At 50.0% G+C, this 13063-nt stretch carries 6 protein-coding genes; 2 read left to right on the top strand and 4 right to left on the bottom strand.

Features of this window, described 5'->3' with window-relative positions:
* Nucleotides 1–112: 112 nt before the first annotated feature.
* Nucleotides 113–1012, bottom strand: coding sequence for a glutamate biosynthesis transcriptional regulator GltC (gene gltC / locus BM200_RS15715; RefSeq protein WP_091187188.1), 900 nt, complete (start codon nucleotides 1010–1012; stop codon nucleotides 113–115).
* 151 nt (nucleotides 1013–1163) lie between these two features.
* Between gltC and gdhA the strand changes: the two genes are divergently transcribed.
* On the top strand, nucleotides 1164–2543 hold the full coding sequence (gene gdhA, locus BM200_RS15710) for an NADP-specific glutamate dehydrogenase (protein ID WP_091187185.1): 1380 nt from the start codon (nucleotides 1164–1166) through the stop codon (nucleotides 2541–2543).
* Between the two features lie 44 nt (nucleotides 2544–2587).
* Here gdhA and BM200_RS15705 read toward each other — a convergent pair whose 3' ends face one another.
* Nucleotides 2588–3709, bottom strand: coding sequence for a HupE/UreJ family protein (locus BM200_RS15705; protein WP_175532887.1), 1122 nt, complete (start codon nucleotides 3707–3709; stop codon nucleotides 2588–2590).
* A 103-nt stretch (nucleotides 3710–3812) separates the two neighbouring features.
* Entirely contained in the window at nucleotides 3813–10397 is a 6585-nt protein-coding gene (locus BM200_RS15700; RefSeq protein WP_091187181.1) for an S-layer homology domain-containing protein, read from the bottom strand.
* A gap of 399 nt (nucleotides 10398–10796) precedes the next feature.
* On the opposite strand from BM200_RS15700, the gene BM200_RS15695 reads away from it, so the two are divergent.
* Nucleotides 10797–11894: a helix-turn-helix domain-containing protein gene (locus tag BM200_RS15695; protein ID WP_175532886.1), complete on the top strand. Its 1098-nt coding sequence runs from the start codon at nucleotides 10797–10799 to the stop codon at nucleotides 11892–11894.
* Between the two features lie 120 nt (nucleotides 11895–12014).
* On the opposite strand, the gene desA is transcribed toward BM200_RS15695, so the two are convergent.
* The gene (gene desA / locus BM200_RS15690) at nucleotides 12015–13061 is read right to left on the bottom strand and encodes a Delta(5) desaturase DesA (protein ID WP_091187177.1); all 1047 of its coding nucleotides are present in this window, start codon (nucleotides 13059–13061) and stop codon (nucleotides 12015–12017) included.
* Nucleotides 13062–13063 lie beyond the last annotated feature (2 nt).

Raw genomic sequence — 13063 nt, 5'->3', positions numbered from 1 at the left:
TTATAGGTAAATGTATTTTTTACCATAGCCGCCTCAATTATTCTTGGCAGCAGATTAGACTGTGCCGATTGAAAAACAAAAAAACTCCTTGGGATCAAGGAGTTTTGTATATTTACAGTTTGTAATCCGGTGTGTAAAATTCCGAAAGAAAACGATAGAACAACTGCTCCGTGGGAAGCAATTTGCGCTGAGTTGGACAAATAATGCCGATGCTTCGGGTCACGGCGGGGTCTGCGATCGGGATCTTCACCGTTGATTGCGGAATGCTCTCAACCAAGGTGACTTCGGGCATAAGCGCTATTCCGAGCCCTGCTGACACTAGCCCTTTTAACGCATCGATATCATCCCCTTCAAAGGCAATATGAGGCGTAAATCCGATTTCCCTGCACGCGTTTAATACAATTTCCCGAAAAATCGTCCCTTCCGGCAGTGTGACAAAGGACTCATCCTTCATCTCCCACAGCTGTATGCTGGACTGGTTAGCAAGCGGATGATGGATGGGCAGAAGCGCCACAATCCGCTCTGTGAAGAGCAGCTTTTGCTCGACATGTTTATCTTCGCTTGGCAGCGGGGCAATCATAGCCAGATTAAATTCACCATTAATGACCCCATCAACCAGGTCATGATAGAGAGCTTGTCTCATTTGAAATTTCGCTTCCGGGTACCGTTTCCGGAAGGCATATATGGCCTTTGGCAGTACATGCGCTGCCAAGCTGATCGGGAATGCAATGCGAACGACCCCTTTTTCCGGATCCAGATATTCCTTCACTTCTCTTTCCGCCTCGTTCATCATGTTCAGCATCTGCTCTACCCGCTTGAGCAGGATCTTTCCTATTGGGGTTAACTTTACCCGCCGTCCCTTGCGAATGAATAAATCTACTCCTAATTCGCTTTCCAATTGAGCAAGCTGTCTGCTGACAGAGGATTGGGCAACATGCAAGACATTGGCGGCTTCTGTCACATGTTCTCTCTTCGCAACTTCCACAAAATATCTCATTTGTCTAATCTCCACAAATTAAGCCCCTATTCTTCATGCGCAAAACGCATCAACTTTATCTTATCTGAATATTGTTGCGATTAATTATTTAATATTAATATTAAACTACTAAATTAACAAAGAGAAGTGAATTGTCATCCATCCATTATAAGGAGTGTTGTTCGTCATGAGTATTGTCCAGGAAGTTGAGCAAGCAAATACAGAGGTTGCACACCATTACATCGATCAGTTATTTGAAACGGTTCAAAAACGCAATCCGGGTGAAGGTGAATTTCATCAGGCTGTAAAAGAAGTGTTCCTTTCCCTGATACCCGTACTCTCCCAAAACCCGAAATATATCGAGCACGCTGTTCTGGATCGACTGGTCGAGCCGGATCGGATCATTTCGTTCAGAGTACCTTGGACGGACGACAATGGCAAGGTAAGAGTAAACCGCGGTTTCCGCGTTCAATTCAACAATGCGATAGGCCCTTATAAAGGCGGATTACGCTTCCATCCTTCCGTAAATGCCAGCATCATCAAATTCCTGGGGTTCGAGCAAATCTTCAAAAACTCGTTAACCGGGCAGTCTATCGGCGGCGGTAAAGGCGGGGCTGATTTCGATCCAAAAGGCAAATCGGATCTGGAAATTATGCGCTTCTGCCAAAGCTTCATGACCGAGCTCAGCAAGCATATTGGTCCGGATACGGATGTTCCTGCTGGCGATATCGGCGTTGGCGCCAGAGAAATCGGCTATATGTTTGGGCAATATAAAAAGCTGGTTGGCGCCTATGAAGCAGGTGTTTTAACCGGTAAAGGACTCGGGTACGGAGGAAGTCTTGGCCGCAAGGAAGCAACCGGGTATGGCTGCGTATACTTTGTTGATGAAATGCTCAAAAGCGCGGGACGCAGCTTTAATGGCAGCACCGTAGTCGTGTCGGGATCCGGCAACGTATCGATCTACGCGATGGAAAAAGCGATTCAGCTTGGCGCAAAAGTCGTAGCATGCAGTGATTCCAGCGGTTATATTTATCATGAAGCCGGCATTAATCTGGATACAATTAAACGTTTGAAAGAAGTCGAAAACCGCAGATGTAAAGACTACGTGCTTGAGCATCCTGATGCCATCTACGTAGAAGGCTGCTCCGGCATTTGGACGATTGCTTGCGATATCGCTCTGCCATGCGCAACCCAAAACGAAATCGACAAAGCCTCAGCCGAACTTCTTGTTCGCAACGGCGTTAAAGCAGTCGGTGAAGGCGCTAATATGCCGTCCACACTAGAGGCGATCGATGTCTTCCTGGACAACAAGGTCCTGTTCGCTCCAGCGAAAGCAGCAAACGCGGGCGGCGTGTCTGTCTCGGCCCTCGAAATGGCGCAAAACAGCGCAAGACTGTCCTGGACGATGGATGAAGTGGATGCCAAGCTGCAGCTGATTATGCACAACATCTATAGCGAAAGCGTAAAAGCTTCCGAAGTATACGGCGTGCCCGGCAACCTGGTGATCGGCGCTAACATCGCCGGATTTGTCAAAGTCGCTGACGCGATGATCGCTCAGGGCGTTTAATACAAAAAACCTCTTCTCCTTGCGGAGAAGAGGTTTTTTCATTCTTACCCTTCGATAATACGCGTTACAAACCAATACAGTCCGATGACAGCGACGAACGAGGAGGCTGCGTAATTCGCGTACTTGTAAGCTTTGTACCGGCCGATCCAAATGAGCAGCGGAAGCAGTACGGCCAGAACGGCCAATTGGCCGATTTCGACGCCAACGTTAAATGAAAACAGGGTCAACAGGAAACGGTCGCTCATCGCGCCGCGCAGCACCACGGCGAAGCCAAAGCCATGGATCAAGCCGAAGCCCATGGCAATGATCCAACGGCGCTTCACCTTTTTGAGCCAAATATTCTCTACCGCCACATAGGCGATGCTTAGCGCAATGACGGGCTCGACGAATGCTGGGGGCAAATTCACGACCTCAAGGGCCGAGAGCGCGATCGTCAAGCTGTGCCCAATCGTAAATGCCGTCAGCACCTTCACGTAATCCCGTTTGCGCTGCTTCGCGATGACAAGCGCGGCAATGAAGAGCAGATGATCGATTCCGCTCAAAATATGCTCGACGCCAATTCGTAAATACTCCCACATCGACATGAGCCAGTTTGGCACCTCAACCGTCGTTTTGGATGAATCCGCCGCAGATGCGCCAAGCATCTCGGTCACCGTTTTATTCCCGCTGTTAAACACGATATCCTTGGAAGAGTCCGCTTCGCGGATAGTCGCGAAGTTTTGATGAGCCGGATCGGTATCAAAGAAAAAGTTATAGTTGATTCTATAATCCGAAGCTCCGTCTGGAAGCTGATAGGTAAGCTTCATAAACAAGCATAAGCCGTTGTTTCTATTTTTTGTTGCAATTTCTCCAATCTTTGGCTCCAGAGTTTCACCGCCTGCCTGTAAGACAAGCGAATCCGCGATCAGAGGGCGTAAATCTTCTTCCGTCCACGACACTTCTCCTTCTGCCGGAGAGGATTGGTCTGGATCGATGATAAACACGCCGCCGGAACGCATATCCATCCACTGGGACACTTCCGTTATATCCAAATACAAATCGTATTCAAGCTGCCCGCCATTTACGTTAATGTCCGAATAACCATAGGTGTTCATATGCGCGTACGCATGCGGAACAATGCCGAACAGGAACAGACAGACGGCCAGAAACGCAGTCGCCTTTTTCATGGGATTCGAAAGCCTCCTTGGACAAGCGATAACGGTTGGTAAAACCCGAGCCAGCGCTAAGGAGACAAGTGCTCCCATGCGCCGGCCCGGCGAAAACTGCCCGTTATTTCAATTGTTCCAATATTTCGTAGATCACTTTGGCGCTTTCCAAGCGGGTTGCATTCGCTTGCGGAGCGAATTGCCCGTTCTCGCGGCCGGTCATGATGCCAAGCGCGTTCGCTTTATCGATCGCATCTTGTGCCCAAGCGCTGATCTTGCCGGCATCCTTGTACGAAACGCCGTCTGATTCCGCTATAGGGGTACCTTGCTTGTACTCGAGAGCTCGAATGATCAGGACCGCCATTTCTTCGCGACTGATTCGTTTGTCCGGCTGGAAGCTGTCAGCGGTGATGCCTGTTACGATCCCCGCCTGAACGGCAGCGCCTACGGCATCCGCATACCAGCTTCCCGCTTTAACGTCCTTGAACTTCGAAGCCGTTGAAGCAGAATCGGCAAGACCAAGCGCCCTTGCGAGCAAGGTTACGAATTCCGCGCGTGTCGTAGGCTGGTTGGCGCCAAACTTGTTATCGCTGATGCCATTTACGATCCCCCGGAACGAAAGCTCCTGTACGTAATCGTAAGCCCAATTGCTTGAAGATACGTCACTGTAAGACTTGCTGTATTCCATGACGATATACTTGCCCGGTTGATCAACAGAAGCTGTAAAGCTGCCGTTCGCATACTCGCCGCCGATCCAGACGGCATTGCCGATCTCGTCGATACGGTAAATGCCCGCAAGCTTGACGTTGTTAATCGAATCTGCCTTCAATTCGATCTTGACAGGGCTTGGCAGCGTGCCAATGGTAGTCAGACTGCCGGATTTGCTGCGTTCGCTGAATGAAAGCTGCAAGGCAGCGCCCTTCGCTTCCATTTCCGCTTTCCATTTCGCTCCTGCGTTCTCTTCTGCCTGATCGATCGACGTCTGCGTCATTTTGTCCAGCTTGACAATCAGTTCGCTTCCGTTACCCAGCTTTCCGCCGAGAGACTGCAGAACGGCATTTGGAATGATGACAATACCGTTGTTATCGGTCTCGATTTTCACTTCTCGGCTGCCAATTCTGGCAAGCGCATCTGCGCTAAGCGCAATCGCGTTGGCACCTGCTGCAGGCTTTAATGTAACTTCTCCCGTTGCGGGAATCGCATTCGGAGAAATAACCGTTACACCGGAATCAGGTTCAGGATTCGACGGAGTAGTCGGATTCGTTGGCGTCGTCGGAGGCACGGACGTGCCGCCGGTCAAGAAGCTCCAAATATCCGATGTCGCGCTGTCCCCGTTCTTATCCGTGGCAATCGCATACCAATTATAGACCGTATTGCTCGAGCGGTTCGGCCAGCTTGCGGTCGCGGTGCCGCCGCTTGCCACATTGGCCTGGCTGCCAATCTCCTTGCTTCCGTAGACATTCACTCCGATAAAATCGGTGGCAACCTGCTTACTCGGGTCTTGTGTCTTGTAAGGCAGCAAGAAGTCGTCCTTGCCTTCCTCCTCGAAGAAATTGCTGTCGTTCATATAAGCCGAGTAAGTTGTGACATGGATTTGGTTAGCGGCCAAATTGAACTCCAGGAATCTCATGTAGCCCTGTCCGCCTTGCGGACCGGATTGGTAATCCGCCAGCATTTCGATAACGACGCGGTCACTGTTTTCGACATGCTTGACGTTATAGGCAACGCCGTGCAAGTGTCCGCAAAGCACCATGCGAACATTGTCATTCTTCGCTACGATTTCGTTCCAGATCATCTCGCCTTGACCGGAATAAGCGCCAGTCGGAGAGATGTACTCGTGGGTACCGATGATCACGTAGCGATCCGGATACTTCTTAAGCACCTCGTTTGCCCATTCCACCGTATTGTCCTGAATGTTCCAGCCAAGGTACATAATCAGGAAATCCTGGCCCTTAACCGAGATCAAATCGTAGTGGTCACGGTTGTTGTTAAGATCGTCGCCATAATACGGCTGGTCTTCGAAACGTTCGCGGCCAAAATACTTCCAATACTCGGTGTAATTGGATTCGTCATGGTTGACGTCATGGTTGCCCGTTACGACGCCATATGGAACGCCGGCATCCTCCAGACGCTTCATGCTGTCGCTGGCAACCTTCCACTCGTCCGGGCGGTTGAAGTCATCGACCAAGTCGCCGGTATGAATGAGATAGGAAATTTTCTTCTCGTCCTTCATGTCCGCCACGTATTTCATTTCTTTGTCGTAAATCTCCGGATATGAATCGGAGTAATATTGCGTGTCACTCGCCCATGCGAAGCTGAAGTCGACTCCGTCTTCGGCAGCCGGTACGAGATCCTGTACAAGCACGTGAATCGTTTTATCTTTTACCATGTCCGCAGCGCTGACTGTCACCTTCAGTTCGAAGTCTTCAGCTCCAACGCCCGATGTGGCTCTTACCCATTTGTTCGTGTTGTAGTTCCAAGTATATAACGTTACTTGACGATCCGGCAGCGAGTGTCCTTTCCAGACCACTTCAACGTTCGCGATATCGCCAGGCTCTTGATCGAGCTTGAAGTCATAACGCTGATAAGGGAACAGGCCGTCCGCGTCGGTCACAAAATAAGTTCCGTCAACACTCTTTACCTGATTAATCGCTTCTGCGGAGACCGCCGTTTCGCCGGCCGGGCTTAGCTCGAGCGGAGGCTCACGGTCCGTCGAATTGGAGAAGCCTTCGATATCCGTGCGATTGCTGTAATTGTAACGGTATGCCTCGCGGAAGCTGACATCCATCGCATCCCCGTTCGGATCGCTTACTTTTACGCCAAGCTGCGCATTTGTTCCAACGTTCGTTGCGTTATCCGCCGGCGTCGGCTCAAAAGAGTTGCTTGGTATTTCGCTGCCGACGCTGAACGCTGCGGAGCGAACCGCTTCGTTACCCGCCTTGTCCTTGACGGAAACGCGGAATACATGGTCTCCGGCAGAGAGCTCAGATGCTTTTACTTGAGTCGGAAGTGTCACGGCTGCGCCGTCCAAGGTTGCCGTCGTCGAGCCAATACCGGAAGTCGTATCAGTTGCTTTAGCATTCAGCGAAATATTGCCGCTGTACGTTTCGCCATCTTTAATCGAGAACTCGTCGAACACCGGGAGCGTGTTGTCGACGATTGCGGATACGCTTGCTTTCGTTCCCGCTTCCGCGTCGGACACCTCGAATGTGTGCTCGCCATCAGACAAAGTTTTCGTGTCAAGCTCCAACGCTGCGCCGTAGAACAGCGCTTCAGGCAGGTTAACGGTAAGCTCGAGATATTCGAAGTATCCGGTGCTGTCGCCGACCTTTTGTCGTTTTGCCGGATCGACGGCCGTAAATTGGTCTTTGTCGAGCACCTTGCCTCTAGCCGTAACGGCTACTTGCTCGCCATTGCCGAGTAAAAGCTTGATGTTCTCAATTTTATAGTCATCGTTATTGCCTTCCTTGCCTAGTGGATCCAGCTTGTTGCCTGCCGTCACGAGCAACACGTTATTACCCGGCTTCAGCAGACTCTTCGGTACCGTTGCGACATGAGGAGCCAGGTAGGACACGTTAGGGAACGTGGAGACCAGCTGCCCGTTTACGTACAAGCCATCATTGAAGCTCTTCTCCATATTGTCGGCATTAAAAGTCAGATAAGCATTGTCACTTAACGCTTTCTCGCTAGCCAGGGTCTGCCCGTCCACCTTCAAACTTAACGTGCGACCTGCATCGAGGGCATTGCCTTGAATGCGGCTATTGCCTTTCAAGAAGCTGTTCGGAGCAAAATCGAGCCACAGCTTGCTCTTCGGTTCAAACGTCACCTTGTATGGCTCGGTACCGCCGTCCGTCGAACGAGATACGTTCTGGCCGTCCGTTGCTTCGATGAAATATTCGATTGCGGCTGCTCCGAGAATTTTATCCATCGCTATCGTGCCGCTGTATTCATTCGAATTTGTCGACGAGCGAAGCAAGTTAGCTTCCTGGTAAGCGGAATCGCCCGTTCTTTTGAAGAAGAGCGCAGCCCGGTCCACTTTGACGTCGTCGGTAATCGTTGCCGTAACATTCAAGCTTCCGAAAGGCTGGTTGCCTGATGGAGCTGCATAGGCGATTACCGGCTTTGCTGTATCCTCGGGAATCTCTGATGTTATCTCAGGCACCTGTCCTTCGACAATTACGCCCGGCGTAGCCGTTTGACCTGCGGAACGCTCAAACATCCGATTCAGGAATTGCGGGTTCGGATCGCCTTTCGGATATTCGTATACAACGCTTTTTCCATCATCGTTCACTTCATCCTTGGCAACGTTATACCAAGCCTGCGAAATGGCGCCGCCCCAATGGCCGACCCAATCGGCCGCATCCGGAGCAACCAGGATACGTCCCTCGCTGGTATTGTCCATCCCGATCGAGTAAAGAGAAGTCACTTGCGCGCCTGACAGGCTCACGGTTGAACCCGTAACCGAACTCCAATGCGCATTAAAGTCAGCCAGCGACTTGTCGAGACTCAAATCGGATTTCACCCAGATAACCGCCGTTTGCTTCGAAGGCAGGGTAAAGTCCTCCGTCAAATCCCACTTAATGGTGGCGCCATGGGAAAATTCGTAGTAGATCGCATAGTCCTTCAGATTAACGCTGCGATCCGTGTTGTTGTACATTTCGATGTACTCGTACATGTCGCTGCCCTTGTCATCTGGCACGAGCTCCGTGATCAGAAGCAAAGGTGCAGCATCCGTAACCGAGTGGAACACCTTGATTTCATAGGGATCGCCGGAGAAAGGATTCTTTCTCGTATGGATGCCGTCGATTGCCTCGATATAGTAATAGAGGTACTCGGCTTCCGCATCAAATGCTTCCTTTGGAATGACGGCGCTATAGCGGTTTTCTGATCCCGCGGTCATATTGACGGAGGTATAATCCGCATCCTTATCCGTCTTGAAGTAAAGCTTCGCGCCTTGAATCGTGCCGGCCGCACTCGTAATGACGGCGGAGATCGGAAGATCCTTTTCCAAAGTGGAACCCGCAGCCAGCGCATGCTCGATATGAGGCGAAAGCTGTTCGGCAACCAACGAGCCTGGAGTTGGGGCGACCTTGCTTCCTGCCTTCTCCATCAGCCTGGTCTTTTGGCCATCCACCTTATAGATGACGGAAGTATTGTTTAAATCATCGCAATTGGTCGCCGCATCAGCCGGGCAACCGTCATTGTACTTCGCGGACACGATCGTTTCGACCGCTTCGCCGGTCTTCTTCACGATCGATACCGTGTGCTCGTTCGTGTTGATGAGATTACCGGACGGGTGATCAAACGAGACGAGATCGCTCTCTGTAAGCGACACCTTGTAGGCTCCGTTAAACTTGTCCAGCGAGCCGTTTTGTTCGTCACTGTAATAAGCGCGCACAACCATCGTCTGATTGGGCTGAATGGTCTTGCTGTCTCTGAACGTCCACTCGTACGCTAATGCTGAACCATTAAAATATTGGATTTGGTAGTCCTGCAGCGCGATTGGCTCACTGCTGTTGTTGTAAATTTCGAAGTATTCCCAAGCGTTCACATCCCCGCTTCCGATATTCGGGGTGTTGAACACGATTTCCGAAATGAGCAGAACCGGAGGCTGCTCTGGTTCCTCAGGCTGCTCAGGCTGTGCGATCTGCAGCTCGTAGAAGCTGTCGGCCGCAGACGGGATTCTTGTTGTACCAGCCGAGTTCGAGGCTTCGATATAGTAGTCGATCTTGCTTGTCCCCCGCATAGCGCTTTCCGGAATTACGCCCGTAAGTGATTGAACATCCTTGACGCTGATCGGGACTGGCGTATACGCAGATTCTTCCGCTTTTTTATAATAGAGCTTCGCAGAAAGCAAAGTACCATCGCTGCTCACGTCAGCCGTTACGGAATAATTTTGCGGCTGGATCGGTGTCGTCTGCGGAACGTGACTTAATACGGGAGGTGCCGTCGCCGGAACACCCGTATCCGCAACCGGTTGTCCCGCAATCAGGCTTCCCGGCGTTGGCGCTTGCTTGGATGACAGCTTCGTCATCGCCGTTGTTCCGGAAAGCGGACTGTAGGCAAATACGATGCTTTTACCATTGCTGTCGTCGATGTTGTTGGAGGAGTTGATCAACGGCGCTCCAGTCGAATCCACGTCGTTATATCTCGCGGCTACAACCGTTTCATTATTCGAAGACCGTTTCACCGTTACCGTCTGCGTACCCGTGTTCGGGAGGTTGCCTCCGCTGGACTGGTCCATATAGGTGACTTGATTGTCCGACAGCTCGGTATGGTAAACCGAGTTAAACGATGCAAGAGTGTCATGCTCTTCTGCTGTCGCAGGATCGGAAGCATTGCTTTGTCCTCTTACAACAATCGTCTGCTGAGGCTCAAGCACACGGCCAGCTTCAATGGGGTACTCGTAATGAGAGCCGCCGTTATAGTTGTCCCTGGTAATATAGTAGTCATTAAGCGAGATTGCAGAGCCGCTGTTATTGTACAGCTCGACGTATTCCCAAGCGTTATCGTCAGTACCACTTCCGCCCGGAGGCGTATAGTTCGGAGAGTTTGCTACGATTTCCGTAATCAATAGCTCCGGTTCAAGCTGTAGTACCTCTGCGTTAGCCGTTCCGGTTGCGCCGATCGGCAAGCCCGTTACGACAAGCACTGCCGTCATCGTTCCCGCGATGAACCGCCTCCGCACCTGTTTGAACAACCTGTTCATTCCTCACACACTCCGCTTCTATTAAGATTGCTGCTGCCTAATTCACAGACATTTTAATCCAGCAGAAGTGGAATGCCTATTCACATTTCATTCGATAGCATGCAACTCTTTAGAAGATCAGCGGAATTCTCGAAAAGTCAGTAATTCATGCATAGTTTCTTAAGCAGGGTCTATCGCTTATTTGACATTGCGATAACATTATCTTAATTCAGGACTCACTTATTGGAAGTAAAATGAATAAATGGACAAATACAACTGGAAAGTGGGATTCCTTTCATGAGAATGTCTGCGCGGAAAGGGCCTTCTAACAGCTTCAAGAAGTTAGGTTCGAATTCAACCCAATTTTCTGCCCTATCTCGCTTGGAATGTTTAAACCGGCTAAGGAATATAAACGGCGTTTTGAGTGTAGATTGGAGCAACCGGCTGTCTGCCAACCGAAGCTGTCATGTCGTGCTCTTTCATTTTCGATTTCCAAAAGAAGCTTGCGCCAGCTATGAACAGCAGTATGTCCTTCACAGCATCGCCGAATCGCTCCATATTCGGATAAGTGAGCGGTTCAACGACACAGATACGTTCCAGATCGAGACAGATAGTATCGTCACTGTCTTCTATGGAACCACCCGCGACAAAATCGCCTCATTCATGCATACGTTGAAACCGGTCTTGAAATGGGAGAATATCCGCTGCCAGGTCATTATTGCAGTCGGTACGCAGCCCGTTCGTTATAATGAGCTTGGCGCCGCCTATCAGCAAGTGCAGGAGATGGCCAAGCAAGCGAACTTGACCGAGGAGACTCAAGTCATTGACAAGCTGAAGACTACTCCCCCACTACTTTTAAGTCCTAAGCACGAGCAGGCGCTCAGCTCTTTTTTGCAATCGGGCAACCCCGAAGGCGCTATGCAGATGGTGTCCCAATTGATTGACCACTTTGTCAAAAGCAAAGCTGCAATACAAGCCTACCGGCACTTAGCTAACCTTACGGCGGCCAAAGTGTGGGTTAAGCTGGAACCGCTGCACTTGGAAGCCGAAGAGGCCGAGACGGTCTACTCCATTATCAAGCAATTGTATGAATGCGGAACTATCCAGGACTATTTGAATACGTTTGCAGAACTTTTCGAGCATGTCGCCGCCTTCATCAAAGACGCTCAACAGCATCAGGATCCGATCGCGTCCCTTGTGATGGATATTTTAAACACCCGTTACTCTCAAGATTTGTCGCTTGCCTATTTGTCTCAGCTGCTGACCATGTCCCCTGCATATTTATCCGTATTTATAAAAGAGAAGACCGGCGCGAACTTCAGCGACCATCTGAACGAAATTCGCATCCGCAAGGCAAAGGAGCTGCTCGTCGTCACCGAAATGTCCATCCAGGACATCAGCATGCAGGTCGGATATGCTAATATAACGTCCTTCAACCGGATGTTCAAGAAGCAGATCGGGATATCGCCCGGTGAATACCGGAAGCAGCAAATTTCTCAAATTCACAAGGTAAAATAACTGAAAATCCCATAAGTTTCGCTTGCCCATAACTTGCTGAAGAAAGCTGAGAGAGACTAAAATCGCAAAAAAGCGATGCAGGGGTAGCACCCTGCATCGCTTTTTTAGAATCCTCATCGATTATGCACGCTTTTTCTCTAGCGAGCGAACGCCTTTTGAGTCAGCCTCTTTCATTTTGACTCTCTCGCTTATTTCTTTGAATCCCACAAATCTCTTGTTGCTCTCATCCCAGAGACGGAATCGAATCGCCTGCAGGCTGGAGGCAATGGTTATGGTGGTCACCTTATGCAAAGCTGGCGTCATCTTATGAGCTTCTTCCAAGTAATAGTTCGGCACTCTAGGGCTCAGGTGATGAACATGGTGGAAGCCGATATTCCCCGTCAGCCATTGCAGCAGCTTAGGCAGCTTGTAATAAGAGCTTCCTTCAACTGCCGCCTTCACATAATCCCACTCTTCTTCGTTCTCGAAGTAGCTGTCTTCGAATTGGTGCTGCACATAAAACAACCAGATACCGGCTGCTCCGGAAACATAGAAGATCGGAAGCTGAACCATTAGAAAGGCTTGCCAGCCAACAGCCCAACAGACCAGTCCTGCCAGAAGCACAATACCCAAATTCGTCAAATACAAATTGATGCGTTCTTTCGCTTTGGCATTTTTCCGGTTGAAGCGATTTTCAATGAGAATCGTGTAGAACGGTCCAAGAACGAACAAAACAAAAGGATTCCTATACAATCTGTAACCTATACGCTTCCATACGGAAGAAGTTAAATACTCCTCTACCGTAAGGATCCATATGTCCCCTATTCCCCTTTTATTCAGATTACTGCTGGTAGCATGATGAATGGAGTGCGCATGCTTCCATTGATAATAAGGGAAGAAAGTGAGAATGCCCGTAAACGTTCCGACTATTTCATTTAATCTCTTGCTCTTGAACATGGACTGGTGACAGCAATCGTGGAAAATAATAAATGTCCGAACGACGAATCCGGATGCGACAACCGCAATAGCTAAAGTGAGCAAATAAGATACGGAGAGCGAGAGATAGGCAACATACCAGAGCACTACAAACGGCAAGATGGTGTTCAAGATCTGTAGAATGCTGGTCCTGGCATTTGATTTCTCATAAGGAGCCATGTCCTTTTTCAGTTGACGTACGGATGTTTGCATAT

This window comes from Paenibacillus catalpae (assembly GCF_900112695.1).
In the GTDB taxonomy this organism is placed as follows: Bacteria; Bacillota; Bacilli; order Paenibacillales; family Paenibacillaceae; genus Pristimantibacillus; species Pristimantibacillus catalpae.
The sequence above is the reverse complement of the archived record's forward strand: the minus strand, read 5'-3'. Positions and strand labels throughout refer to the sequence as shown.

Coding starts and splice junctions, on each gene's coding strand:
- gdhA (WP_091187185.1), top strand. CDS start 1,164: ATGAGTATTGTCCAGGAAGTTGAGCAAGCAAATACAGAGGTTGCACAC.
- BM200_RS15705 (WP_175532887.1), bottom strand. CDS start 3,709: ATGAAAAAGGCGACTGCGTTTCTGGCCGTCTGTCTGTTCCTGTTCGGC.
- BM200_RS15700 (WP_091187181.1), bottom strand. CDS start 10,397: ATGAACAGGTTGTTCAAACAGGTGCGGAGGCGGTTCATCGCGGGAACG.
- desA (WP_091187177.1), bottom strand. CDS start 13,061: ATGCAAACATCCGTACGTCAACTGAAAAAGGACATGGCTCCTTATGAG.